Here is a 25,982-nt window from a genome sequence, read left to right as displayed (position 1 = left end):
GCACCCGCTGCGCAGACCGGAAAATCCGGTCTGCGCAGGGCTTCATAGCCCCAGCTGCCGCCGTTCTTCGGGCGTCAGCGTGGACTTGTCGACCACCTTCACCAAGCCGTCCGGCCGGTAGGCGGAAGGGTCGCGGCCGGCCGCGGGCGTGGGGGCGGGGGGCGCGGCGTCGTTGCCGAAGCCGAGCACGCGCACGGTAAAGATCGACGGCAGGGCCTGGCGCGCGGCGGCGCGCTCCTGCCGCACCACGTCCTGTGCCGCCACCGTCGCCTGCGAGGCCGCCGCGCTGGCGCTGGTCAGCGCCGCCACGTTCACCATCGCCACCACCGGCAGGCCGGTGGACTTGCCCTGCACCTGGATGTTGGCGGCGTTGACCACCTGCAGCGCGGCGATGTTCACGTTGCCCGAGACCCGGATGCCCGCTTCGCCCGCGTCGACCGTGCCCATGGGCGCGGTCAGGTCCACATCGCCCGGAGGCACCTCGGGGATCGGGTTGAGCGTGGCGATGCCGGCACCGGTCGAAGGCACCTGCGGCGACAGCGCGACATTGCCCAGGTCATCATAGGTGACCCTGGGCGGCGTATAGACCAGCGAAGTCTTGGCGCCTCGGCCCGCGTTGATATCGCCTTCGGCCGACCACACCTGGATGCCGCCGCCGAATGTCGTCATGATGCGCGACAGCCCGAGCAGCACACTGCCTTCGCTATACATCCGGATGCCGCCCGCGCCTTGAGTCAGCAGGCCGGCCGGCGACTGGGTCCTTCCCGTGTATGGGTCCGTACCCGACACCGGTGTCACTCCCTCCACGCCCACGATGGTCTGCCCGCCGGGCGTCAGCGTCTGGATGTCGCCGCCCTGGAGAGTGCGGATGCCGCCGTTGGCCTGGGTGCCCTGGAACAGCGTCAGGTCGCCGTCGCGTTCGATGGCATTGCCCTGCGCGTCGGTGGCCGGGAACAACGCGGCGATGGCGTCGCGGCCGCGCAGGTAGCTGCCGAAGCGCTTGCTGTCGGGGTCGTTGTACTCGCGTCCGCTGGCCAGAAGTTCCGCGTAATACACCTCGCGCACGAAGATGCGCTGCTGTTCGGCAGGCAGCGCCAAGAAGTAGGCCAGCAAGTCGGCAGAATCCCCTCCGGCGTAGCCGTAGCGGTCGACCAGCCACTGTCGGAGTTCCGCATCGTAGGTCTTGGCCACCTTGCCCGGCTGGCCGGCCAGCGGCAGATCGGGGTCTGCAAGCTTGGCCGAATCCAGGTACAACCGCGCAAAATCCGTGTAAGCGGTCGCGCCCTCGCCCGGCGCTCCGGCCCCCAGACCGGCCTGCACGGCGATGCTCGCCCCCGGCCGCGCATCGCCCGGCACCACAGGCCCCAGGCTGGCAAAGGTGGCCGCATGGCCCAGGTAGACGTCGCCGCCCGCCGAGACCTCCAGCGTGCCGGGGCCGACCACCGAAAAACCCTTGCTGGTGACGAAGAACATGTCGCCTTGCGCCGCCACCATCGAGACGTCGTCCGCGCTGCCGTGGGCGAACAGGCCGCCGCCGTCGATGATGTCGCCGCCGGCCAGCATGCGAACCGGCTTGGACGCCCAGTAGTAGGTGCCCGTAACGGCATTGGTGTTGGGATCCCGCACGTCCCGGCTGCCGCCGATCTGCACGTTCTGCAGGTCGCCCGTCACGGCATAGATGTGCGAAACCACGCCATCGCCCTCCATGCTGCCGTCGCTCAGCGTCTCGGGCCCGAACATGAAGGGCGTGCCGCCCTGGCCGCGGTACCGGCCCGGGCCCGACTCGTAGAAGGTCGAGTACACCACCATGTTCGTGGTGCTGTCGCTCCCCGACCCGGCATTGGCCGACCAGTAATTGGAAGCCAGCACGGTCGCACTATCGAAATCCCCGGGCGCCACCATCCGCCATGCCGGCGCCAGCGGCGTGGCGATGGCGCCGGCTGCCACGCCCAGGGGGCCGAACGGCAGGCTGAGATTCTGATAGCTGTTGGCCGACACGCCGGAAACGCGGTCGCGGGCCAGCAGGTCGAGGTGGCCGTTGGGCGACGGCAGCAGATAGGCGCCGTCGCCGCCGGGGGCGTAGTAAATGCTGCCGCCGGGCGCTGTCACGCTCAGCACGGACGGCAGGAAGGCCGTCACGCTCTGGACCGAGGCGCCGGGCAGCCCCCCCATCGGCGCGGCATTGCCGCCGGCCGAGAACAGATCGAGGGCGGTGGCGTCCGACCACAGCGTGAACCAGGTGGCCGTCGAACCGCTGGCTCCGCCGACGGCGGCTGCGGTGTCCAGGCGCGATTCGCTGCGGCCCGGGTCGATCACGTTACCCATGGCCAAGTCGCCCAGCGTCTGCACGCCGACCGTGCCGTCGCCCGGCGCAAAGCTGGCGCCGGCGCGGCTGGCTGCGGCATAGGCGGTGTTCACGTCCAGCCCGCGCGGATCCTGCTGCTCGGCGACGCCGTAGTCGGTCAACTGCACCACCCCCACGGCGGCGGCGCGCAGCGTGGTGTCGCCGCGCAGGTCGTCGTACTGGCCGCCGTAGATGCGGCCGCCAGCCGTAACCGACAGGCTTCCGCCGCCGGTCTGCACCACCTCGCCACCGATCACGCGGCCGCTGCCGCCCACGGCCACCACGATGTTGCCCTGCGTGTTGCCGTCGTCCACGCCGATGTCGCCGCCAGCGCGCACCACGACGTTGCCGCCGCCCAGCGCGCCCAGGCCCGCATAGCTCGCCAAGCCCACGGCGGCGCCGCCGCTCAGCTTGGCCGTGCCGTCGAGCACATAGGTACCGAAGTTGATGCCCCAGGCCGTGGCCTGGCCCAGTTCGGCCCCGCCCTGACGCAGCAGCCACGAACCCACCATCTCGGCGTTGGGATCCTGGTAGCCGGTGATGCCGCCGCCGACCGCCAGCGTGAAATCGCCCCCGCCAGTGGGATACCAGATGCGCTGGCCGAGGGTGGCTTCGTAGCCCTCGCGCGACGGCACCTTGCCACTGAGCAGCGTGCCGTCGTCCTGTACCTCGCGCGGCGCGTTCCAGGCCGTGCCCGCGCCGGTGCCGTCCACTGCCGTGCCCGCGGTATAGACGCCGTAGGGCGACAACTGCGTGTAGTCGCCGGCGGCGTACAGCTCCAGGTCGCCGGTGCCGGTGCGCAGCACGCTGACGCCGGTGTCCGGGGTGCCCAGGCCGTGGGTGCTGGTGTTCACCTGGAAGGGATCGTTCAGCACCAGGTCGCCGCCGGAGCCACCCGCCGAAGCGGCGGCCCGCACCGCGCGGGTGTCGGCGCTGGTCAGGTCGGCGCCGGCCACCAGGCGCATCGACCATGACTGCATCCCGGGCGCCAGCATCGGCGCGATGGCCCAGATCGGGCGCGAGCCGACGATGCCGCTGAGGTTGGTGACCGTGGTGCCGGCAGGAATGGCGTCGCCCGCCTGCAGGCTCACCGCGGCCGTGAGCGCATAACTGGCCGTCGCCGGCCGCGCCAGCAGGGCCACCGGCGTGCCGCGCGGGATCGTCATCGCCTGGACGCTCAGTCCCGCGGCCGGCTGGCCGATCTGCAGGTTGCCGGCCTTGACGATGGTGCCGCTGGGCAACGTGGTGCCGGTGATGGCCGACAGCGGCGTGCCCTTGGGATAGACCGTGCCGTTGGGCAGGATGATGTCGCCACCCAGCACCTGGTTCGGATTGGTGCTGGCGTTCTTGTTCACCAGGTTGGCGCCGCCGAGCGTAACGTCGAAGGGCAGCGGCACGTCGGTCCGGGGATACAGCCTTGCCACGCCTGACAGCGGCAGGTCGAAGCCCAGCTCGGCCGAGGTCGGCAACTGGGTGCCGCTGGCCAGGATCTCGCCACCGGTGGCGGCATACGCCGTGGCCAGCGTCTGGTTCGCCATGATGACGCCCAGGATCGTGCCATCCGGCGAATCGACCGGCTGGCCGAAGCCGTCGTTGACGCTGCCGTTCACGTGCAGGTCGCCGCCGGCGCGCAGCACCAGCACGCCCGGCTCGCCTGAACCGCGCAGCGCCGGGTCGGCTCCCGGCCCATATCGGTAGCCCGACAGGTCCAGATCGCCCCGGGTGGTCAGGTCGCCCGTGCTGGCGATCTCCACGCCGGGACGCAGGTGGAAGGCATCGCCGTAGGCTTTCAGCCCCGCCAGGCGGCCCTGCAAGCTGACATTGCTCCAGGCCGCGTCGATGAACTGCGTGTTGCGCGCGTCGATCTGCTTGAGCCCCACCACGCCGTCGGCGCCCACCGGGCTGCCCGCCGCGTCGCCGTTGTCCTGCGTCACGGTTCCGTCGGCGTCCGTGGGCGAGTAGGTCCAGAAGCCATCGACGGCAATGCTGGCCGCACCCCGGACCGTCAGGGGGCCGGCCGCGTCGATGGCGATGTCGCCGCCCGCCTCGGTCAGGCGCGGCGCGTTGATGTCGATCTGGCCGCGGGCCACGCCGTCGGGCGTGGTGAGGTCGAGCGTCGCGCCAGACGCCAGCCGCACCGTGCCGCCCTTGGAGACCAGCACGATCCGCCCGCGGTTGGATGCGTCGATCGGCGCGCCGTAGCTATCGACGGCCAGCGCATTGCCGTGCGCGTCCAGCACCGCGTTGCCGGTGAGCACCACGTCGTCGCGCGCCGACAGCACGATGTTGCCGGGCGTATTGCCCGACGCGTCGATCACGCCGTCGATGGTGATGCTGCCCGCATCGGCAGTGAGGCTCACCTGCCGTGCCGTCACGGGGCCGGCCACCGTCAGGCCCCCCTGTTTGACATCGAAGCTGCGCGCGCCATGGAAGCCGGCGGCGTCGAGCCGGCCGTTCAGCGCCGTGAAGCCGGCGGCGTCGATCATGCGCGTCGTCATGCCGAATCGGCCGTCATCGTAGCCGTCGCCGCCGTCCGCCAGCAGCGTGCCGCCCAGCGTGATCGCGCCTTCCGGGGCGTTCACCTGTAGCGAACCGCCCGCATTGCCGCCGGCCGATACGTCGATGCGCGAACCCGTCGCCTGCGCAATGTTGCCGTGCCCGCTGGCCAGCGACACGTCGCCGCCCCAGCTGTATTTGGTCACGTCGAAGAAGGCGATGGCGCGGCCGGCCAAGTCCAGCTGCGCGCCGTCGCCCAGCGCGACGTCGCCGTCGGCCTGGACCGCCAGCTTGCCGCTCGGCAACGCCACCGCAGTGTCAAGGCTCACCGATTGCCCGGCCAGCGTAATCGAGGCGCCCAGTTCATCGACGGTCCGGATGTCGGCGGATGCTGCTCCATCGGGTGCCGTCACCGTCAGCGCGCCGCCAGCCGTGTAGGTCATGGCCGAACCGCCCAGGCCCGTCAGCAGCGGCGTCGCGATGGCCAGGTCGCCGCCGCTACGGCTGCCGTCGCCGGCCTGCGTGCCGCCTGCGGTGAGCGTACCCAGGTGATTGGCGGTCACGCGGTCGGCCGCCCGGATCTGCACGCCGGCAAAGCCCAACGCCAAGCGGTCCAGCGCCGCCTGGCTTTGCGGCTGGCTCAGATCGTCGTAGCCGAAGGTGACCGTGTCGGCATCGATCTCCAGCCGGCCCGTGCCGGTGCCCGGCCCACCCGGCCGCACCGTGGCCGGCGCCTGGCTGGCGTAGGGGCTGGCAGAGGTGCCGGCGCCGGTGGAGATGCCGCCCCACAGGAAGTCGCGCGTGGCGATGCGCACCACGTCGGCATCGTCGCCCCAGCCGTAGAAGGCCGGCGTCTCGAAGACCATGCGCACCGGCGAATCGCCGGTGTCCAGCGTGGCGGAGCCATAGAAGTTGAAGGCGCCGCCAGCCGTCAGCGTCAGGCGCTCCAGCGCCGGCACGCCGGTATCCGGCGCCGGCCGCAGCAGCCGGTCCAGCACGTCCTGCGTCAGGTGCCAGCCCGGCTGCAGCGCGCCGGCCGCCCCGGCGGCCGCCAGGCTGTCGGCGGTTCCGATGTCGATCTGGTCTTGCGCCACCGTCAGATAGCGCGCGCCCAGGTTCACGTCGCCCAGGTCCAGGCTGCCCGGCGCCGCGAAGGCAATGGTCCCGTCCGTCAGCAGCGACGCGCCATCGCCCACGACAATGGTGCCTGTGTTCACCGACGGCAGGAAGTCCAGCCAGCCGTTGCCCACCGCCAGCACCGCCGGCTCGCTGCCGTTGGGCGAGGCCTTCAGGCCATTGGCATAGGCGTAGCCCAGCGTGGAATCGATCACATTGCCGCCGAAGCCGCGCGTATCGATCGTCGCGCCGCCCTCCACCGTAAGGGTATTGCCCACCAGGAAGACCTGGCCGGCCTTGAGCACCGCGCCGTCGCGCACGGTCACGCCGTTATGGCTCTGGCCTTCGCTGCCGAAATACAGCCGCGCGCTGTCGCCCAGGGTGCTGTTGCCGTCGAAATATCGCCATGCGCCGCCGATGGACAGCGACGATGCGCCGAACGCGTCCAGCGCGGCGTCCGTCAGCGACACCATGCCCTCGGCCGGCGCCGTATCGGCCGGCCGGATTTCGATCGGGGCGCCGCTGCCCACGATCATCGCGCCATCGATGCCCGTCACCTCGCTGGTGACGGCGCCGCCGAAGCGCACGGTGCCGGCGAAGTCGAGCGGGTCGGCCACCGCGTCGCTGGCGCCGAACTCCAGGTCGAGCAGCTTGCCGTCTTCCGGTAGGCGTGCGTGCACCGTGCCGAACTGTTCGGCCTGCGCCAGCAGGAACTGGGTGAAGGTGGTTTCGTTGTACTGCGCATAGTTGCGCACCACCGAACCCGGCGTCAGGATCACCTGCGTGGCCAGCGCGTCGCGCCGGCCGGTGCCGGCGGTGCCCTGCACCGCCGTGGTGGCCCACGAACCGTTGGGAATCGGCGCCACGTAGCTGGCCTGGCCCGGCGCCGCAGTGCCGCCCAGCTCCACCCGGAAGGCGCCCGGCATCAGCGCGAAGCTGGCCGGCAGCAGCGTGTAGGTACCCGCCGGCAGGCCCGGTACACCGTCGCCCACCGTGATCTGCCGGCCCACGGACGGGTCGCCTGCGCCCTTGTCGTTGTCGCGCAGCAGCGGCGCGTAGCCGGAGGCGTAGCCTGGCAGGATGGCGTACACCTGGTTGTCCGGGCGGCTGTAGGTATTGGCCGCCGGGTTGGCGTCGTACAGCGGCGCGGCCAGCACGTTGACCGAACCGCCACGGCCGGAGACGAAGCCCTCGCCCTGCAGCGTGCCGCCGCCCGAGAGGTCCACTACCGCCCCCGGCTCGCCGATCAGCTGCGCGGCGCCAATGCTGACGCCGGTGACGAGCACGTTGTTGTCGGCCACCTTGACACCGCTATTGTCGCCGCGCGTGACGAAGGTGTCGGCCAGGTTGTACTTCGTCGTCTCCCGGCCCACGGTGCCCACGCCGTCGTAGGTCACGCCGTCGACCGTGCCGCCAAAGGGCATGTCGAGCCCCGCGGCGCTCACCGAGGTGAGGCTGCCGCTGCGCAGGATGACCACCGGATCTGCCGGCACAGCGAAGAAGACCACGACGTCGTTGGTCCAGTCCGTGCCCAGACTGCCGCCCGTGGTATTGAGCGCTATCGTGCCCAGCGGGGCGCGCACCACGCCGCCTTGGTCGACCGTGCCGCCCACCAGCACCAGGTTGCCGAACGCCGAATACGGCACGTCGGGCACCGTGCCGGTGCTGGAGCGGATGATCAGTTCGCTGTCGGGATCCACCATGGCGCGGACGGGCGCGCTGCCCGGCGCGCCGGCGACGACGCGCATGCCCGCCATCAGCGCGCCATGGCTGCTGCTGGCGGGATAGACCTGGGCCGCGTCGACCTCCAGCCGGCCCGGCACCGCCAGGCCGCCGTCGCCCAGCCGCACGTCGCCGCGGCTGGCCAGGATGAGATCGGCAAAGCCGTCGAGCGCCACGTAGCCGCCACCGAACAGGCCGGTGCCCTGGATGGCATACGCGCCGGACAATACCTTGCCGTGGATATCGATCAGGCCGGCCGACAACGTCAGCGCGCTGGCGCCGCGCGGCGCCTGTCCGGGAAACACGCTGAACAGCCCGGGTGCGAAGCTGTCGGGATTGCCGCCGGGCCCGCCCCAGGCTCCTCCGTCCAGGCGGATGTAGGATGCGTCGATACGCGCCTGCGCATCGGGCGTGTCGTCGGCCACCGTCAGCAGGCCGCCTTTCAGATTCACGCTGCCGGCCAGGGCGAGATCCACATCGCCCTCGAAGCGGATGCCGTCCGGCGCGGAAAGCGTCAGCGATGAGAAGCCACCTGCTGCGATCTGGTCGACGCCGGCCATCGCCTGGCCGAACACCAGGGCGTCGTCGGCCTGGCCCGGCTGCAAAGCGGCAGCCAGCCCGCTCGGGCGGGCCTGCTGCACCAGCGTCACCTGGCGCAATCGGTTCATCGATTCGTCGATGTCGTCGCGAGTCTGCACATAGCTGCGGCCATCCAGGTACAGCGCGAGCGAGCCGCCCAACGCGGCATCGCCGCCAGCCGCAGCACGTAACGTGCCGTCGAGCACGATGCCGCTGTTGGAATGCAGCTCGATGATGCCGCCATCGCTGACCAGCGTGATGGGTTGGCCCGGATCCGCTGCGCCGCCGCCGGCAAGGGAATCGACCATGGCAGCGGAGCCAGAGGCGTCCAGCAGCGCGCCGGGACGGACGATGACGCTGCCGTCGCTGGGCGCCACGATGATCGAGCCGCCCGCCGGAACGACGCCATAGCGGCGGCCCTGGGCGTCACGGGCCACATAGGCCCGCGCGGCGGCATCCAGCACCGCCTGGCTGCCTATCCATACCGACAGGGCGGGCGTGTAGTGCTGGCCATCGGGATTTTCTGGCATGGCCGCCAGGCGAATCGCGCCTCCCCAGGCATCGAGGCGGCCGTCGATGGTCATCTGCCCGTCGCTGTGCAGATCGATGGACTGGCCGGGATCGACCCGGATCGATGCGCCGTGTCCGATCGTCATCGGCGCCAGGCCGGCAGCGAACCGCGAGCCTGACGACAGCGCCAGGCTGGCGCCGGCGCGCTGGGTCAGCACGCTGTTCTTCGGGTCTTCCTGGTACAGCGGCGGCGTCCAGACCTGCAGGATGGCGGTGGGGTCGCTGCCGGTCGGCACGGTGTGCGCCGCGGCCAGGTCGGGCCGCAGCACCGGCATCACGACCGCCACATCTACGCCGTCGCCTACGGCAATGCCGCCGTGGGCGCTGACCGTATAGCCGGCGAAGCCGGTCTTGAAGAGGAAGGGAGACAGCGCGACGGACCCAGGCGACGCATCGGCGCCTGCTTCGCTGTCGGCGGACGCCTGGCCGTTGCCGTTGCCATCGCCGCTGCCGAGGGGCGAACCCGCGCCGTTACCGATATCGATGGCGGACCCGGATTCGAGCCGCAGCGTGCCGCCGCCCTTCACGCCGTAGCCGCGCAATGCGCCGTCCAGCGCCAGCACGCCGTCGCGCTGGCCATCGGTTTCGCTGGCGACGTAGCCGGCCGCCACGGTCACGTCGCCGCCGCTGCCGCCGTCGACAGCGCCGTCGCTGCGCATGGCCGCGCCGGACGATACGTCGATCGTCGTGTCGGCGCCGATGGCGACGAAGCCGGCACTGCGGATGTCGACGCTGCCGCCATCCATGAAAGGCAACGCATGGCCGTCGTCCGCATCCAGCGCGAAGTTGCTCCACAGGCCGCTGGCGTCCAGCACGGCGCCGCCGTCCACCGTCACGGCGGCGCTGCCGTCGGCCGCGAACAGCGCCGTGTCGATCGTCTTGCCCGTCGACGCCGTCTGCGCCAGCACGTTGCCCAGCGCGATGCTGCCGCCGTGCGCGGTCAGGCCGGCGCGCACCGACACCCGCGGCGCGTGGAGGGCGATCGTGCCGCCCGGCATCACGGCCATTGCGCCGTCGACTTCCACGCTTTCGCTGCCGGCCGCCAGGATCGAGCCCAGCCCCAGGCCGCTCAGGTAATCGCTGTCCAGGTACAGCACGGAGACATCGGCAGTGGCCGGGCCGTCGCCCCCGGCGGCTGCCGCATCGCCGCCAGGGCCGGCTGCGCCCGCGTCGCCGGCTGCGGCGCCAACGATAGCCGGCGGGCCGAACACGATCGACGCGACCGTCGGCGTCAGGTTGTGGAACACGCCCGTGGGGCCGATATCCGCGTCGGTGTTGTAGGCCGTCTGGTAGGCGCCCAGGATCAGCGCCGCGCCACGCGCCGCCGCCGTCTGCGACTGGTTGTAGCCGTCCAGCGATGCGTCGGCCTTCTGCACCTGCCGCGGGCCTTGGTAGGTATCGGCCACCACGTCGCCGGACAGGTCCGCTTCTCGTGTCGAAACGATCAGTCGTCCGGCGTCGCGGCCGACCGTGTAGCCGTTCTCCAGCCGGCGCGTCTTGCCGATCAGCGGGCTGTAGAAGTACGAGGTCGCGCTGTCGCCCCAGCGGGCGTGGGTGTCCTCGAAGCCTTTGTACAGCCCGGCGTAGGCCACGTCGGCCCGCGCATTGCCCAGTTCGTACAGCCGGCCGTCCGTGCCTTTCATCCAGCTCTGGTTGATGTAGCCCGTCTGCACGTCCAGCGTGCCGCCCGACAGGTTGATGCGCGAGCCCGCCAGCGTGTCGACCGCGTTGCCGGCGAAGGCCACGCTGCCGCCCTGCGCCGCCCATTCGCCGATCGAATGGCCCGACAGGTCCAGGTAGCCGCCCACCTCCAGCAGCCCGCCGGCGGTGTACCAGCGATCCGAGGTGTAGCCGCCGGTGCCGGCCGGCACGTGGATCAGCGTGCGGCGGTCCACCCATACGTCGCTGTTGTTCAGGTTCTTCGTGTCGCGATTCAACGGCGCGTCGCGCTGCTCGTTGCCCTGGACGTTGATTTCCACGTTGTTCGACGACATCGCCACCGCGACGCCCACCGCGCCCGACACGTCGATGGTCGCGCCATCGGAGACCGTTGTGCGGCCGATGGCGGCGGCGTTGCCCGAATCCGCGCCGGCACCGGCGCCGGTGCCGTTTCCGGCGCTGACCGCCACCTGCCCGCCGGTGGCCACCGTGGCCGAGCCTCCCGCGAAGTCCACCGCGCCGCCGGCCACGATCTCCACCCGCGACAGGTCCGCCCGGTCGTCCAGCTTCGACAGGTTGTCGAACACGTCCTGGCTGGCCGTGCGCCGCGCCTGGTCGTTCCCCGCCGAGTCCCGGATCAGCGTCTGCCGCTGGCTGTCGAGCGCGGTGCTGCCGTCGTCCTGCAGCAGGATCGCGTTCAACGCGTTGGCCTTGATCGTGACGGTGCCGGCCGTGTCCGACACCGGCGTCGACAGGTGAATCGTGCCCCGGTTGTTCACCGTCGTCGTCGACAGCGCCACCCCGTCCTGCACGACTTCATGGCCGGTCAGCGTGATGTCGCCTTCGGACGATTGCAGCAGGCCGCGGTTGGCCACGCGGCCTGCCGCGACACCGTCGGCGTGGGCAGCCGCAGCGTCCGCCCCCGCCACCACTTCGTTGCCGCGCGTGGTCGAGGTCTGGTTCGCATCGGTGCCCTGCCCCGGGCGCACGATGAAGAAGTCGCCCGCGGCAAGCTGCGACTGGCCCTTGGGCGTGGTGATCGTGCCGGCATTCTCTACCTCCGCGCCCAGCAGCAGCGCATAGCCGCCGCCCTGCGTCACGCTGCCCGGCGCGGCCGTCCGGATTTGCGCGCCGGCCTCCACCAGCAGCTTGCCCGATGCATCGGTGAACGATGGCTGGTAGCTGCCGCTGGCCTGCAGGCTATAGATGCCGCGGTCGGCGAACTGCTCGTCCGCGATCGCCGCCGCGGCGGCCACGAGGTTGCGCGTGTCCACCTGCGACGAACCGCCGAACACGATGCCGTTGCGGTTGGCGATCAGCACCGTGCCGTCGGCATGGATCTGGCCCAGGATCTGCGAAGGCCGCATCCGCGGGTCGTTGACCCGGTTCAGCACGGCCCAGCCGGTCTGCGCGGTGCGCGTGCCGTCGGCCGCATACGTGGCCTGGTCGAAGTCCACCGTGGTGTTCCTGCCGACGTTGAAGGTCTCCCAGTTCAGGATCGCCTTGTCGGCCATCTGTCCGACCGTCACCACCGTGCGGCCATCGATGACCTTCTGGCTGCTGTTGTCCAGCGGCTTCGCGTTGAGCCAGCCCGCCGTCAGGCTGCCGGTGTCGACCTTCAGGCCGCCGTCGGCCAGGCCGTCGGGCACGCCGTCGTCGCCGTTGGCCAGGGCCTTCGCGTGCGCCTCGGCCTGCGCCGCCTGCTGCGCGGCGATCGCCCGTGCGGCCAGGTTGAGGTTGTTGATCGAGGTCTGCAGCGTCTGCCGCGCCGCCGCCGATTGCTGCCCGGGATTGGTCAGCAGGCTGGCCGGCGTGCCGTTGGGCAGCCTGCCGGTCTGCGTCGCCGTGTTGTGTACGGCACCCTTGCCCGAGAACCAGCCCGAGCTGAACGCGCGCTGCGCATGCGCGGACGGGGCGGCCCCTGCCAGCACCAGCGCGGCGATCGCCGAAGCGACCGGCGTGGGCCGGAAGGCCGGACGGAAAGCGGAGCCGGAGAAACGAACGGCGCGCCGGCGCGCGAACGGCCGGAACGAGGACAGAAGCGGGGCGGACACGGACATGTCGGGTCGAATCCTGAGGAAAGGGATCTGGCACGGCGCGCCCGGGGGCGCGTTACATGTCCGTATAGACGCAGGCGAAAAAAAATGTGGAACAGAAAACCACGTGAAATTTTCGTGACAGCGGGCGATCGCCCGCCTCAGCCCAACAGCACCACGTCGCCCAGTTGCCGGGCCGGCACGCCGTACAGCTGCCGGATCAGCGCCAGTGCCTGGTCGATGTTGCGGATCGTGAAGCGGCCACTGATGCGCCGGCCGGCAAGGCGCCCGTCCAGCAGCACCACCCGGCCGCGGCGGTAGCGGTTGATCTCTTCCACCGCATCGGCCAGCGGCGTGTCGTCGAACACCACATAGCCCTGGCGCCATGCGGAAGCGCCGGCCACGTGCCGCCGCACGGGCGCCGACACGCCATTGCCGTCGTAAGCCACCGACTGCTCGGCCTCCAGCACCAGCACCTGCCCGGCGTGGCTCAGCTGCGCCGTGCCTTCGCTGCACACCACGCGCGTCGCTTCGCTCGACAGATGCCTGACCTCGATGCAGCCCACCGCCAGCCGGATGCGCCCGCTGCCGGCATCGACCTCCAGCGGCACGGCGCCGTCGCTGCGTATCTCGGCCTCGCCGGCGATCAGCCGGATCCTCATCGGCATGGACCGCCGGACGGCCACGCTGGTCTGCGTGTTCAGGAATAGCCGGGCGTGCGGGTCGAGCTCCACGTCGAGCTGCTGGCCGGCCGCCGTGCGGTAGTCGGCGCCGAGCTCGGGCAGCGACGGCCACAGCCCCAGGGGCGGCCAGACCAGCGCCACGGCGCCGGCCGCCGTCGCGGTGGCTGCGCCCAGAAACAGGCGGCGCGCAGGCACCGCGGTCCTGGCGATCGGCGCTTCCGGGTGGCGCTGCCGCGCGGCCTGCAGCACCTGGCCCATCTGCCGCCATTCCGCGCTGGCGCGGCGCCATGTTTGCGCATGCGCCGCACTTTGCGCGCACCAGCGCCGCAGCGCTTCGGCGTCGGCCGCGGTCGGACGGCCGACCGCGAGCCGGCGCGCCCACGCCCGCGCCTGGGCCAGCATGGCCTCATCGTTGGCGGCCGCCGGCAGCGCGCCGGCGGTCGACGGATCGCGGTCGGAATCGCCGTTCATGACTGTGATTCTTGCTCTCTTCCATCGGCGCCGCGCGGCGCGGCGCGGCGCGTTTTGCCGGTCGGCGGCCGTTCCTTGTCCGGCGCACCGCCGGGCGCCTGCGCGGCCGCCATGTGCCGCACGCAGAACTCGTGCGCCGCCTGCAGCTCGCGGCTCACCAGCCGGGTAGAGATGCCCCAGCGCAGCGCCAATTCCTTCAGAGACAGGCCGTCCACGCGCGCCGCATACAGGATATCGCGCTGCCGCGCAGGCAGCGCCGCCAGCGCGTCGACGGCCAGCGTCAGCTCCACTCGCGCCTCCACGGTCTGGCCCGGCCCAGGCGCGACGTCGGCCAGTTCATACAGTTCGGATACTTCGTCCGCGCTCAGGTAGCGTTGCGAACCGCGCAGCCGATCGATGGCGGCGTTGAACGCGGTATGCAGCAGATAGGCCTGCGGATGACGGACTTCGTTCAATTCGCCGCGGTCGGCCAGCTGCACATAGGCGTCGTGCAAGGCGTCGCCTGCCAGTTCCGCCGAGCCCAGCCGGCGTACCAATTGCGCCTTGAGCATTTCATAGCGTTCGCTGAACAGGCGCCGCAGTTCGGTCAGCGCGGCGCCGGTCATGACGCGCAGGCCTGCCGAGCGTCGGGCCGCGGCGTTACGAGCAGCGCCACCGGCTGGCGCAACGTGGGCGGCGGCGCCACATCCACGCGCTGGCCGCGCAGGCGCGCCGCGATGCGGGCTTCCAGACTGGGGCGGTCGGCCGCGGCCACGCGCACCTCGTCCAGGGTGCCGTCGCCGCCCACCCGCACGCCGATGGCCAACCGGTATTGCCCTATCGACAGCCCGGGATCGGCGCACAGGATGCGCGCCACCATCGATTGCAGGCGGCCGTAGAAAAAAACATAGGCCGATGCATCGGGCGCCGCGGCGATCGGCGGCACGGACGACGCGTCGCCATCCGGTACCAGGATGAAAGCGCCGCCGGCGACGAACCGGGCCGCCATGCCTGTGCCGGCCAGCAGCGCGGCCAACGCCTGGTCGGGCGTCATGCGGCCGCGGACAGGCGCCGAATAGCGCCCCGCGACCTGACCTGTGTCGTACAGCACGGAACGCTCGGTGACCCGGCTATAGGCCTGCAAGGCATCGTGCAAGGGCTGGCGCGCGATGTCGAACGAAACGGCCGCGGCGCCGTCCGGCGCCGGCCCGCCCGCGGCGCCATGGCACGGCAGCCCCAGCGTCAAGGCGAGCGCCATCATTCGCGCCCAGCGGGCGAACGGCCGGTCGGCCAGGCAGTAAAGGAAACTGAACAGGACATCCGATCCCGAGGCGCGGCGCATTGCCATGTCGGCCGCCCCGGCAAGAGGGGCGGCAGGAAGCCGGCATCGTAGCCAGCACGAATGACGGCTCCATGACGGATCCGTGACAAAGCGGATGCCTTGTGCCCCGATCCCGGCCGCGCCGCCCCGGAGGGCTTACTGCACGTGCAGATTGACCTCTTTGGCAAGCGTGCCGAATTTGTCGAGATCGGTCCGGATGCGTTCGCCGAATACCTGCGGCGTGCTGGCGACCACGTGCATGCCGAGCGCCTCGATACGGTCGATCACCTTCTTCGTCTTCATCACCTCGGCCAGCTCGGCCGAGAGCTTGTCCAGCACGGGCCGGGGCGTGCCCTTCGGCGCCAGCAGGCCGTAGTAGCCCTCCATGTCCACGCCCGGGATGCCGGCCTCCTGGATGGTCGGGATGTCGGGCGTTTCCGGTTCGCGGCGCTGGGTGGTCACGGCCAGCACCTTGAATTTGGCGGTGCCGGATTTGATCTGCGGCAGCACCGAGCCCACCGCGACGAAGCCGACGTCGACGGCGCAGTTCATGACGTCGACCATGGCCGCCGAGGCGCCCTGGTAAGGCACGTGGACCATGTCGAAGCCGCCGCGCATCTTCATCATCTCGCCGGTCAGGTGGTGATAGCTGCCCACGCCCGAGGTGGCGTACGACACCGACCGCGTCTTGGCCAGCGCGATCAGCCCCGCCACGTCGTTGATCGGCAGCTTGGGGCAGCCCACCAGGTAGAAGCCGGAGGTGGCCAGCAGCGAGATCGGCGCGAAATCCTTGACCGGGTCGTAGCCCAGCTTGCCGTAGGTGGCCGGGCTGATGCCGAGCGGCGCCTCGGTGGCGAGGAACAGCGTGTAGCCATCGGGCGCCGACTTGGCGACGTAGTCGGCGCCGATGGTGCCGCCGGCGCCGGCGCGGTTCTCGACGATGACGGGCTGGTGCACCCGCTGGGACAGCGCTTCGCCTGCGATCCGCGCCACGGCGTCGGGCGCCGGGCCCGGCAGGAACGGCACGACGATGCGGATCGGACGCGACGGGAAATCGCCCTGCGCCGGCGCGGCCTGGGGCAGGCCGGCCAGCACGATGAGGGCACTGATGACGGGCAAGGCAATGCGCATGGTGACTTCCCTTCTGTTAGACGCAATAGACATCCAGGACCCCCGGGATGTCGTCGTTGAGGAGCAGGACTTTCTTCGACTTGATCTTCCATGCGCCGCCCGCCGGCGCCAGCAGGTATTCGGCGCGGCCGAAATAGGTGTGCTGCATGCGCGAGCGCGGGAACAGCACGTGGCAGGCCCAGGTCGCGCGCAGGGCCAGCGCATCGGGCTGCTGCGCCGCGCCGGGCATGATGTGGGAGACCAGGTGCGAGGTGCGCGGCAGGGGCGTGGTCACCGGCGACTTGCCGGCGCGCACGCGCGTGATGCGGTCTTCCAGGCCGCGGCGGCTCTGGTAGAAGATGTGGGCCAGAGAGTTGTCGGTGTCGTCGTTCAACGTCGTCTCGTCGCGCCACATGGGCAGCCAGAACCGGCAGTCGGGCGTGTACAGGTCCAGCCACTCGTCCCAGCGGCGTTCGTCGAGCAGGACGCCGTCGAGCTGGACGACCTCGATGCCGGCCTCCAGCCGTTCGCGTGACAGGGCATTCATGCGGCGGCCTCCTGGCGTTCGGCGTCGAGGCCTGCCTGCATCAGGCGCGCCCATTCGCGATAGGGCGAGTGGTGCGCCGTTTCGCTGTTCAGTTCGAACATGCCGTGCTGGCTGCTGACGGGCTCGATGCCGAGCGCGCGGGCGCGTTCGTCGGCGCCCGGCCGCAGGCTGGCGCCGCCGCGCGAGAAGCCTTGCAGGTAGTCGTAGGTTTCGGCGGCAAAGCCGCGCTGGCCGGCCTCGAACACGGCGCTGTCGTCGGGCGAGGCGAAGCCGCTGGCGCTGAAGAAGTCCTCGAACTGGCGCAGGCGCCACTGGCGCGTGGCGCTCGCCTCGCCGATGGGGGCCAGCGCATAGACCCGCATTTCGGTGCGGTCGACCGAGATCGGCCGGAAGGTCCTGACGTTGAGCGTGGTGACGTCGGCGATCTGCATGTTGGGGAAGACGAGGTTGTTGCGCCCCTTGAGCATCCATTCCGCGCGCACGCCGCCCACGCGCTGCCGCACCTCGTCGATGGTGGCGTAGACCGGGCGCTTTTCCACTTCCGCCTGGTTGATCCAGGTGATGGCGTGGCCATTGCGGAAGTTGAAACTGCCGCACTCCTGCTGCATGCGCTTCTTCCAGTCGAACTGGTGCGCCTCGGTATGGCCGTCGCCGCGGGCGCGCTTGACCATCAGGTCCATGTACGAGATGTGGGTGGTGGTCAGGTGGTACTGGTCGAGCCCGTTGTCCATCTGCAGCTTCCAGTTGCCGCGGTAGATGTAGGCCACGCGGCCCGGGATCACCTCCATGCCTTGCGCCCCCTGCTGCATCGCCAGGTCGATGAAGGTTTTCATCTCGCCCAGGTATTCTTCGAGCGGCGGCACGTCGGCCGACAGCGAGCCGAACACCAGCCCGCCGTACGAGGCCAGGCGGGCAACGGGCACCAGGTCGTGGCTGAAGCGGTCGAACGATTCGGGATAACAGGCGGCCTTGTGGTCCTTGATGCCGACGTTCTTGCCGGAGGCGTCGAAGGCCCAGCCGTGGTAGGGGCAGACGTGCACCCGGGCGCTGCCGCGTTCGCTATGGGTGAGCTGGGTGCCCTTGTGCGGACAGAGATCGAGGAAGGCGCCGAGCCGGCCGGCGGCGTCGCGCATCACCAGCACCGGCGTGCGGCCGATCCAGGCCGACACGTAGTCGTGGGGCCTGGCGAGCTGGCTCTCGACCGCGAGAAAGACCCAGGTCCGGCCGAAGATGTACTTCATCTCCAGCTCGAACAGGTCCGGGTCGGCGAAGACATCCCGGTGTACCCGGAAAATGCCTTCGGCCGGCCGGTCGTCGACCAGCCGGCTGACATCGAAAGACTTCATGAGCAGCGCTCTCCTCTTGTCTGTCCGGGTCGGCATTGCCGAGCGGACCGGCGGCCCGCCGGGATGGCGGGTCGACAAGGGAAAGCAACTTCTGCACCAAGGTCAGGAAGGGCCGGCCGTCACGCCGCCGGCTTGCGCCCGCTGCGGCTCAGGTGCGCCCCGATGCGCGGCCCCGGGAACACCAGGCTGATGCGCGTGCCGGCGAATTCGGGCCGGCTGCGCAGATCCCAGTGGGCGCCGTGCGACTGGGCGATTTCCTTGACGATGGCCAGCCCAAGCCCCGAGCCGCCGGCCAGCGAGCCGGCCGCGCGGTAGAACGGGTCAAACACGCGTTCGCGATCGGCCGCGCAAATGCCCGGCCCGTCGTCTTCCACGATCAGGCTGGGCGGGGCGTCGAGCACGCGCAGCGCAATGTGGCTGCCGCCGTAGCGGATCGCGTTGTCGATCAGATTGCCCAGCAGCTGGTCGAGCAGCACCCGGTCGCCGTCGATCCAGACCGGATCCTCGGGCGCGGCCAGCGTCAGTTCGGTCTGCGCCTGGCGCGCGGCCGGGATCCAGGTGGCGCCGCATTCCTGCGTCAGCTCGCCCAGGTCGAGCCGCTCGAAGCCGTCCTGCGGCCGCACGTTGGCGTCGATCCGGGCCAGCACCAGCAGTTGTTCGCCGACGCGGATCATGCGGTCGGCCACCGACTTGATGCGCTCGGCGCGCTGGCGGATGTCGTCGGGCAGCGGCCGCGACAGCATCAGCTCGGACTCCAGCTTCAGCCCGCTGAGCGGCGTGCGCAGCTGGTGCGCGGCATGGCCGATGAAGCGCCGCTGCGAGGCCACGGCCTCGTCCAGCCGTCCCAGCAGCGAATTGGTCTTGGCGATCAGCGGGGCCAGCTCGACCGGCACGCCGTTGCCGACGATGGGCTGCAGGTCGTCGATGCTGCGCGCCTCGATCTCGTCGGACAGGCGGCTGACCGATTGCAGGCCGGACCGCACGCCGGTCACGATCACGAAGCCCAGCAGCACCACCAGCAGCAGCTGGCAGGCCACCAGCACCGACAGCACCTCTTCGATGAAGCGGCTGCGGGTGGAGATGGTCTCGGCGATGACGACGTCGATCGGCACGCCCTGGAAGCGGAAGCTCAGCGCCGCGGCCCGCACCTGCAGGCCTTCCATCGTGTCGTCGTACAGGCGCGGCCGCGTGTTGTTGACCTGCTCCAGCAGCGTGCTGGCGGCCTCGGTGTCGTCCTCGGCCCAGGTGGCGGCCGGATCGCGCGGCGGTACCGCCAGGTCGGGCCGGCCGGCGATGACCGAACCGTCGACGCTGACCTTGTAGTAGAGCCGCTCGTCGGGGTCCACCTCGAGCAGGCGCGCGAAATTCCACGACCCTTCCAGCCGCGCGCCGCCGCCCGGCTGCAGCACGACCTGACGCGCCAGCGCGCGGGCCGCGTCGACCAGCACCCGGTCGTAGGACTGCGCGCTCAGCCGGCGCGTGATGACGTAGGTGGCGACGCTGTCCATCATCGCCAGCAGCAGCACGGCTGGCAGCAGCCGCACCAGCAGGTGCCAGGCGAGCGAACGTCGATGCAAACGCCGCGAGGTGGCCGGCGGCTCGCCGGCCGGGGCAGATTCGCTTGCCGCCGGCGCGCTACGCGGTACCAGCATCGAGTTCCAGCAAGTAGCCGAACCCGCGCACCGTCTGGATGCTGACGCCGGAATTCTCCAGGCGCTTGCGCAGCCGGTAAACGTAGACTTCCACCGCGTTCTCGCTGAAATCGGCGTCCCACGCCGACAGCGAGTTGACGATCTGCCGCTTGGTGACGACGCGGCCGGCGCGCCCCATCAGCATTTCCAGCACCGACAGCTCGCGCACCGACAGCGCGATGCGTTCGCCGCGCACCCGCAGCTCGCGGCCGACGGTGTCGAAGCTGAGCGTGCCGACCTCGATGACCGGGCTCACCTGGCCGGCGCGGCGGCGGATCAGCGCGCGCACGCGCGCCGCCAGCTCGGGCAGGTCGAAAGGCTTGGTGACGTAATCGTCGGCGCCGGCGTCCAGGCCGGCCACGCGGTCTTCGAGCGCGTCGCGCGCCGTCAGGATCAGGACCGGCACCGAATTCTCGCTGGCGCGCAGGCGCCGCAGGACGGTCAGGCCGTCCTCGCCGGGAAGATTGAGGTCGAGCAGGACCATATCGTAGGTCTGGCTCGACAGGGCGGCCGACGCGCGCTCGCCGTTGGCCAGCAGATCGACCGCGTAGCCCTGGTCGCCCAGGAATTCGCTGAGCGCGCCACCCAGGGTGGCGTCGTCTTCGACAACCAATACACGCATGTGCTCAGGCGCCGCCGCGGCGGCGCATCGGAAAAGGAAGCGCCAAGCGTAAACCCATGCGCGGCGGCGCGCTAGGGGGAAAGCGCCGGGATTACGAAATGGTCATGTTGCGGGAAGCCGTCAGGGCGCGGGCGCCGGCTGCCCGGCGTCGGCCCCCGGCGTGCTGACGAAGCCGATGCGCTTCATGCCGGAGCGCGAGGCATCGGCCATGATCTCGGCCAGCACTTCGTAACGCGTGCCCTTGTCGGCCCGCAGCTGGATCTCGGGCTGCGGCGTCTGGCCGGATACCGCGGCGAAACGGCCGGGCAGCTCTTCCAGGGCGACCGGCGCGTCGTTCCAGAACACCTTGCCGTCGGCATCGATGGCCAGGTCGATCTTGACCGGGTCGTTGTCGACCGGCGACGACGTGGCCTGGGGCACGTCGATGCGCACCGCGTGCGACAGCAGCGGCGCCGTGATGATGAAGATCACCAGCAGCACCAGCATGACGTCGATCAGCGGCACCATGTTGATCTCGGACTGCGGCGCGCCGCTGCTGGCGCCGCCGTTGAAACTGCCGAAGGCCATGGCGTTCTCCTTACTGGCCCGGGGCGAGGACGTCGGGCCGCTGCGGCGCGGCGGGCGCGTTCTTCAGCGGATGCACGTTGCCGGCGGGGGCGATCTGCTGGCCGGTGGTCAGGAAGGCGAACAGGTCGTGCGCGAAGGCGTCGAGCCGGGACAGCAGCACGCGGTTGCTGCGGGTGAAGAAGTTGTAGGCCAGCACCGCCGGGATGGCCACCGCCAGGCCGACGCCGGTCATGATCAGCGCCTCGCCCACCGGGCCGGCGATGCGGTCGATGGTGGCGCCGCCGCCCTGGCCGATCGCCACCAGCGCGTGGTAGACGCCCCACACCGTGCCGAACAGGCCGACGAAGGGCGCGGTGGAGCCCACCGAGGCCAGCAGCGTGAGGCCGTTCTCGAGCTTGGCGGTTTCCTCGTCGATCACCTTGCGCATGGTACGGGTGACGAAATCGCTTTGCGAGCCGGCCTCTTCCAGCTTGGCCGCGCCGAACCTGGCGTGGTGCTGGCGCGCGTACAGCGCGTGGCTGGTCAGGTGCGAGAACGGGTCGTTGGCGCCGTGGGTGGTGATTTCCCGGTCGACCGCCTCGAGCGAGGTGGCGTTCCAGAAGTGCTGCATGAAGGCGTTGCTGCGCCGGCGCGTGCGGGCATTGGACACGGCCTTGACGATGATCAGGTACCAGGTGGCCAGCGACATCACCACCAGGATGGCGAACAGCGCCTTGCCCAGGCCGTCGGTCTGGGTGATGAAATGCTCGAAGCCCAGTTGCGGGGTAGGGTTCATGTCAGATCACTTCAGGTAGAAGTCGAAAGGAAGATTGATGAAGCCGGCCACCGGCGTGCCGTTCTCGGTGGCCGGCTTGAAGCGGGTCTTGCGGGCGGTTTCGAGCGCGGCCTGGTCCAGCCGCGGGAAGCCCGACGAGCTGACCAGGTCGGCCTGGTAGACCACCCCCTGGGTGTTGACGTAGATGCGCACCATGACCCGCCCTTCTTCGCGCAGCCGGCGCGAGGTATAGGGATATTCGAGCTGGGGCTTGACCAGGTATTCGATATTGCCCAGCTGGCGCGGCTGGTCGGCCGGCGGCGCCTGCGGCGAGGCGGCCTGCCGGGCCGTGTCGGGCGTGCCGCTGGCCTGGGTGGTGGGCTGGGGCGCAGGCGCGGGCGCGGCCTCGGCCGGCGGTTCGGGCGGCGTCGTGATGGCCGTGTCGGACTCGGGCTTGGGCTCGGGCGGCGGCTCGGGCTTGGGCTGCGGCTTGGGCTTGACGACCGGCTTGGGCCGGGGCTTGACCACCGGCTTGGGCTTCGGCTTGGGTTCGGGCTTGGGTTCCGGCGGCGTGGGCGCGGGCGGCGCCGGCGGCATCTGCACCACCGGCGACAGTTCGATGAACCTGACCGCGACGGTTTCGGGCTCGGGCTTGAGTTCCGGCTGCGATGGCATCAGCACCAGGCCGGCGATGACGGCGGCATGCAGCGCGATCACGGCAATGGCCACGCCGACGCGCATCGACGCCGGCACCGGCGAATTCCATGACAAGGCGGAGCTCATTGATAACAACGCACTGCGTGCTGCATTGGGGAAGATCGCTACAGTATCACAAATGCGAACTATTCGCAGTTGTAGTCGCGAGGCGGCGCGTCCGGATCTCTCCCCAGTTATCCCCAACGGCTGTGGGCAACCGTGGGGACAGCCACGGGAACAACCTCCAAAACCCTTGTGCCAGGCGGGCCCGAGGTAGGCGTGTCAAAAAAGAGGCAGTTCAGGAAAGCGGCGGCCGGGCCGGCCGCCAGGTCATCCCAACGTGCGGAATGCCATCCTCCAGATAGGGCCCGGTAACCGGCGCAAAGCCATGCGCCGCATAGAAACCCTGCAGATGCGACTGCGCCGACAGGTAGACCGGCCGCTCCGGCCATCGTTGCAGCGCCGCCTGCATGCCCTGCCGCATCAATTCGTGGCCATGGCCGCGGCCGCGCTCCGGCGCCGCCACGCAAACGCGGCCGATCGCCGTGCGGCCATGCGCGGCGTCGTCCAGCACGCGCAGGCAGGCCGCCAGCCGCTGTCCGCGCCAGCCCAGCACGTGCAGCGTGGACGGCAGCAGGTCGCGGCCGTCCACATCCTGGTAGGCGCAGCGCTGTTCGACGACGAAGATCTCGGCGCGCAAGGCGAGGAGCGCATAGAGCCGGGCGGCGTCGAGGTCGGGCGCCGCGACGCGGGACCACTGGATCGTCATGGAAAGAAACCCTCGGTGGAAGCAGCAGGCTGCCATGCTACGCCCAGCCCCACCTCGGTGCGCGCGCGCCCCATCGCGGGGACCCATGCCATCTCCGTGGTGCGGGGCATACCCCTGATCCGGTAGGGCGCCGGCCGCCCGGACCTGCATCGGCGCGTCCTCGCAAGCCTGGCATGGCGATTGCATAACACCGGCATCACACCGGTATACCAGCGGTATTAACTCCTTCGCCGCAATCGACCTTCTTGCTAGAGGACCCATAACAGTGACCGACTCCCCCCTGCTCCCCGCCGGCACCACGCTCTGGATCTCCGGCGCGCGCGTACTGCTGCCGGACAGCGACTGGCACGCGCCGGCCATGGCCGACATCGCGATCCAGGACGACCGGATCCTGGCCGTCGCCCCGCGCTTCGAGCCGCGCCCCGGCGCACCGGCGCCCGAAAGGCTGGACGCGCGCGGCCACCTGGTCATCCCCGGCTTCGTCAACGCGCACTACCACTCGCACGACGTGCTGGCCAAGGGCACGCTGGAACAGGTGCCGCTGGAACAATGGCGCCTGTACGCGCTGCCGGCCCAGTACCCGCCGCGCTCGCTGGAAGAGGTGCGCGCGCGCACGCTGCTGGGCGCGCTGGAATGCCTGCGCTCGGGCATGACCACCGTGCAGGACATGCTGACCCTGTACCCGTTCGACCCGGCCCACCTCGACACCGTGCTGCAGGCCTACGAGGACGTCGGCATCCGCGTGGTGTTCTCGCTGCAGTACGGCGACCGCAAGGGGCTGGACACCGTGCCGTACTGGAAGGACATCTTCCCGGCCGAGTACCACCACCTGCTGTCGAGCGCGGCCGAACCGGAAAAGCGCTTCGACCTGCTCGGCCACTTCGAGGAAACCTGCCTGAAGGCGCCGGCCAAGGCGCGCCGCCACTGGGCCCTGGGGCCGTCCGCCCCCGAGCGCTGCACGCCCGAACTGATGGCGCGCACCGTCGACCTGGCCAAGCGCTACGACATCCCGGTCTATTCGCACATCTATGAATCCAAGGGCATGGCGCTGCAGGCGCGGCTGGAGCTGCAGCAGTACGGCGGCTCGCTGATCCGCCGCCTGCATGCCGAAGGCTGCCTGGGCCCGCACATGAATTTCGCCCATAGCGTGTGGCTGGCGCCCGACGAGATCGAGATCCTGGCCGAGACCGGCGCCGGCACCGTGCTCAACCCGCAAGGCAACCTGAAGATGCAGTGCGGCCTGCCGCCGATCAAGGCGCTGATGCGCGCCGGCGTGCGCATCGGCCTGGGCTGCGACAACTGCAGCTGCTCCGACGCGCAGAACATGTACGCGGCGATGAAGCTGTTCTCGCTGCTGGCCACCGTAAGCGAATTCCGCAAGGGCCCGCCGCCGGCCATGGAAGCGATGAAGGCCGCCACCGAAGGCGGCGCCGCCGGCGCCCGGCTGGGCCACCTGATCGGCAAGATCGCCCCGGGCTACAAGGCCGACCTGTCCATCGTCGACCTGGCCGACCCGAGCTTCGTGCCGCTCAACAGCGTGGTGCGGCAGCTGGTCAACATCGAAGGCGGCCGCGCCGTGCGGCACGTGATGGTCGACGGCGAGTGGGTCATCCGCGACCGCAAGTTCACCACGGTGGACGAGGCCGCGATCTTCGACGAAGTCGAGGCCGTCATGCCGACTTTCCGCAAGGACTTCGCCGACATCGGCGCGCGCGTCGCGATGCTGCAGCCGTGGCTCGACCAGGCGCAGGAAAAGATGCACGCCTCCGACGTCGGCATCGAACGTCTACCCCGCTTGAGCTGAATCCATTTTCCCTATTTCCTGCAAGGCATAGCCATGAACACGTTTTCGCGCATCAAGACCCTCGCCGCGGCCACGCTGCTGGCCTGCGCCGCCGCCCCCGCGCTGGCGGCCGACCTGGTCCCGATCAAGTTCTCGCTGAACTCATCGATCAGCGCCGACGCGGCGCCCTATCTGCTGGCACTGGAACGCGGCTATTTCAAGCAGGCCGGCCTGGACGTGACAATCGACGCTTCCAGCGGCTCGGGCGAGGCCGTGACCCGGGTCGCCTCGGGCGTCTACCAGATGGGCTCGGCCGACTTCGCCACGCTGGTCGAGTTCGCCGGCCGCCAGCCCGCCGTCTCGCCCAAGGCCGTGCTGGTGGTGTACGACCGCGCGCCGCAGGCCGTCATCAGCCTGGCCGCGGCCAACATCAAGAAACCCGCCGACCTGGTCGGCAAGACCGTGGGCGGCGGCACCACCGACGGCCCGGCGCGCCTGTTCCCGGCCCTGCTGGCTTCGGCCGGCGTGTCCAAGGACGCCGTCAAGTGGCGCCAGGTGTCGCCGCAGATCCGCGACTCGATGCTGCTGACCAAGCAGGTGGACGCGGTGGTCGGCAACGACTACACCACCTGGTTCAACCTGAAGCCGCGCGGCCTGAAGCCGGAAGACGTCAACATCCTCGAATACGCCGACTTCGGGCTCGACGTGTACAGCAACTCGATCATCGCCAGCCAGGCCATGCTCAAGGACGACCCCGACGCCGTCAAGCGCTTCGTGGCCGCGGCCATGAAAGGCTGGCAGGACGCCATCGCCGATCCGCAGGCCGCCGCCAAGACACTGACCAACCGCGACAAGCTGATCGACGGCCCGCTGGAGGCCGAGCGGCTGGCCTGGGTGCTGGACCACAAGGTCAAGACGCCGCACGCGCTCAAGTACGGCATCGGCTCGATCGATCCGCAGCGGATGGAGAAGAACATCGCCACCGTGGCGGAAAGCTTCGGCCTGCCTTCCGTGCCGTCGGTAGCGACCGTATACGACGGCCGCTTCGCCCCTGGGAAATGACCCACCCCTACGCGCTTCGCGCGCCCTGTAGAGGCTCCCCCCTACGCGCTTCGCGCGCC

General features: G+C 70.3%; 15 protein-coding genes. 2 read left to right on the top strand and 13 right to left on the bottom strand.

The features are described 5' to 3' along the window. Positions 1–42: 42 nt before the first annotated feature. The 13 genes from ABD927_RS22370 to ABD927_RS22305 all read right to left on the bottom strand — a co-directional run bounded on the left by ABD927_RS22370 (position 43) and on the right by ABD927_RS22305 (position 23,078). Positions 43–12,540, bottom strand: coding sequence for a filamentous haemagglutinin family protein (locus ABD927_RS22370; protein WP_345252102.1), 12,498 nt, complete (start codon positions 12,538–12,540; stop codon positions 43–45). A 143-nt stretch (positions 12,541–12,683) separates the two neighbouring features. Next, positions 12,684–13,676, bottom strand: a complete 993-nt coding sequence (locus ABD927_RS22365; protein ID WP_345252101.1) for a FecR family protein — start codon at positions 13,674–13,676, stop codon at positions 12,684–12,686. After that, complete coding sequence (locus ABD927_RS22360; protein ID WP_345252100.1) at positions 13,673–14,281, bottom strand: RNA polymerase sigma factor; 609 nt, start codon at positions 14,279–14,281, stop codon at positions 13,673–13,675. The genes ABD927_RS22365 and ABD927_RS22360 overlap by 4 nt, the downstream gene beginning before the upstream one ends. Next, entirely contained in the window at positions 14,278–15,003 is a 726-nt protein-coding gene (locus ABD927_RS22355) for a secretin and TonB N-terminal domain-containing protein (RefSeq protein WP_345252099.1), read from the bottom strand. The genes ABD927_RS22360 and ABD927_RS22355 overlap by 4 nt, the downstream gene beginning before the upstream one ends. A 129-nt stretch (positions 15,004–15,132) precedes the next feature. After that, positions 15,133–16,107, bottom strand: coding sequence for a Bug family tripartite tricarboxylate transporter substrate binding protein (locus ABD927_RS22350; protein ID WP_345252098.1), 975 nt, complete (start codon positions 16,105–16,107; stop codon positions 15,133–15,135). Between the two features lie 16 nt (positions 16,108–16,123). Next, on the bottom strand, positions 16,124–16,633 hold the full coding sequence (locus ABD927_RS22345) for an aromatic-ring-hydroxylating dioxygenase subunit beta (RefSeq protein WP_345252097.1): 510 nt from the start codon (positions 16,631–16,633) through the stop codon (positions 16,124–16,126). Then, positions 16,630–17,979 (bottom strand): aromatic ring-hydroxylating oxygenase subunit alpha, encoded by a 1,350-nt coding sequence (locus ABD927_RS22340; protein WP_345252096.1) that lies wholly within the window; start codon positions 17,977–17,979, stop codon positions 16,630–16,632. The genes ABD927_RS22345 and ABD927_RS22340 overlap by 4 nt, the downstream gene beginning before the upstream one ends. Before the next feature lie 119 nt (positions 17,980–18,098). Further along, positions 18,099–19,490 (bottom strand): sensor histidine kinase, encoded by a 1,392-nt coding sequence (locus ABD927_RS22335; RefSeq protein ID WP_425570342.1) that lies wholly within the window; start codon positions 19,488–19,490, stop codon positions 18,099–18,101. A 124-nt stretch (positions 19,491–19,614) separates the two neighbouring features. Continuing rightward, positions 19,615–20,292, bottom strand: coding sequence for a response regulator (locus ABD927_RS22325; RefSeq protein ID WP_345252095.1), 678 nt, complete (start codon positions 20,290–20,292; stop codon positions 19,615–19,617). A 120-nt stretch (positions 20,293–20,412) separates the two neighbouring features. Then, complete coding sequence (locus ABD927_RS22320) at positions 20,413–20,859, bottom strand: ExbD/TolR family protein (protein WP_345252094.1); 447 nt, start codon at positions 20,857–20,859, stop codon at positions 20,413–20,415. Positions 20,860–20,869: 10 nt separating this feature from the next. Then, a complete protein-coding gene (locus ABD927_RS22315) occupies positions 20,870–21,634 on the bottom strand; it encodes a MotA/TolQ/ExbB proton channel family protein (RefSeq protein ID WP_345252093.1) in 765 nt (254 codons plus the stop codon). A 6-nt stretch (positions 21,635–21,640) separates the two neighbouring features. After that, the gene (locus ABD927_RS22310; protein ID WP_345252092.1) at positions 21,641–22,384 is read right to left on the bottom strand and encodes an energy transducer TonB; all 744 of its coding nucleotides are present in this window, start codon (positions 22,382–22,384) and stop codon (positions 21,641–21,643) included. Positions 22,385–22,607: 223 nt separating this feature from the next. Next, on the bottom strand, positions 22,608–23,078 hold the full coding sequence (locus ABD927_RS22305) for a GNAT family N-acetyltransferase (protein WP_345252091.1): 471 nt from the start codon (positions 23,076–23,078) through the stop codon (positions 22,608–22,610). Positions 23,079–23,343: 265 nt separating this feature from the next. On the opposite strand from ABD927_RS22305, the gene ABD927_RS22300 reads away from it, so the two are divergent. Together ABD927_RS22300 and ABD927_RS22295 are read left to right on the top strand one after the other, a co-directional pair. Continuing rightward, a complete protein-coding gene (locus ABD927_RS22300) occupies positions 23,344–24,882 on the top strand; it encodes an amidohydrolase family protein (RefSeq protein WP_345252090.1) in 1,539 nt (512 codons plus the stop codon). 33 nt (positions 24,883–24,915) lie between these two features. Then, positions 24,916–25,923 (top strand): ABC transporter substrate-binding protein, encoded by a 1,008-nt coding sequence (locus ABD927_RS22295; RefSeq protein WP_345252089.1) that lies wholly within the window; start codon positions 24,916–24,918, stop codon positions 25,921–25,923. Positions 25,924–25,982: the final 59 nt, after the last annotated feature.

Source organism: Pigmentiphaga soli (assembly GCF_039541095.1).
GTDB lineage: Bacteria > Pseudomonadota > Gammaproteobacteria > Burkholderiales > Burkholderiaceae_B > Pigmentiphaga > Pigmentiphaga soli.
This window is presented reverse-complemented; position numbering and strand designations above follow the sequence as displayed.

Excerpts from the sequence above, each read along its gene's own strand:
- ABD927_RS22335 (WP_425570342.1), bottom strand. The coding sequence starts at position 19,490 with ATGATGGACAGCGTCGCCACCTACGTCATCACGCGCCGGCTGAGCGCG.
- ABD927_RS22295 (WP_345252089.1), top strand. The coding sequence starts at position 24,916 with ATGAACACGTTTTCGCGCATCAAGACCCTCGCCGCGGCCACGCTGCTG.
- ABD927_RS22315 (WP_345252093.1), bottom strand. The coding sequence starts at position 21,634 with ATGAACCCTACCCCGCAACTGGGCTTCGAGCATTTCATCACCCAGACC.
- ABD927_RS22320 (WP_345252094.1), bottom strand. The coding sequence starts at position 20,859 with ATGGCCTTCGGCAGTTTCAACGGCGGCGCCAGCAGCGGCGCGCCGCAG.
- ABD927_RS22305 (WP_345252091.1), bottom strand. The coding sequence starts at position 23,078 with ATGACGATCCAGTGGTCCCGCGTCGCGGCGCCCGACCTCGACGCCGCC.
- ABD927_RS22325 (WP_345252095.1), bottom strand. The coding sequence starts at position 20,292 with ATGCGTGTATTGGTTGTCGAAGACGACGCCACCCTGGGTGGCGCGCTC.
- ABD927_RS22365 (WP_345252101.1), bottom strand. The coding sequence starts at position 13,676 with ATGAACGGCGATTCCGACCGCGATCCGTCGACCGCCGGCGCGCTGCCG.
- ABD927_RS22355 (WP_345252099.1), bottom strand. The coding sequence starts at position 15,003 with ATGGCAATGCGCCGCGCCTCGGGATCGGATGTCCTGTTCAGTTTCCTT.
- ABD927_RS22345 (WP_345252097.1), bottom strand. The coding sequence starts at position 16,633 with ATGAATGCCCTGTCACGCGAACGGCTGGAGGCCGGCATCGAGGTCGTC.
- ABD927_RS22350 (WP_345252098.1), bottom strand. The coding sequence starts at position 16,107 with ATGCGCATTGCCTTGCCCGTCATCAGTGCCCTCATCGTGCTGGCCGGC.
- ABD927_RS22340 (WP_345252096.1), bottom strand. The coding sequence starts at position 17,979 with ATGAAGTCTTTCGATGTCAGCCGGCTGGTCGACGACCGGCCGGCCGAA.
- ABD927_RS22360 (WP_345252100.1), bottom strand. The coding sequence starts at position 14,281 with ATGACCGGCGCCGCGCTGACCGAACTGCGGCGCCTGTTCAGCGAACGC.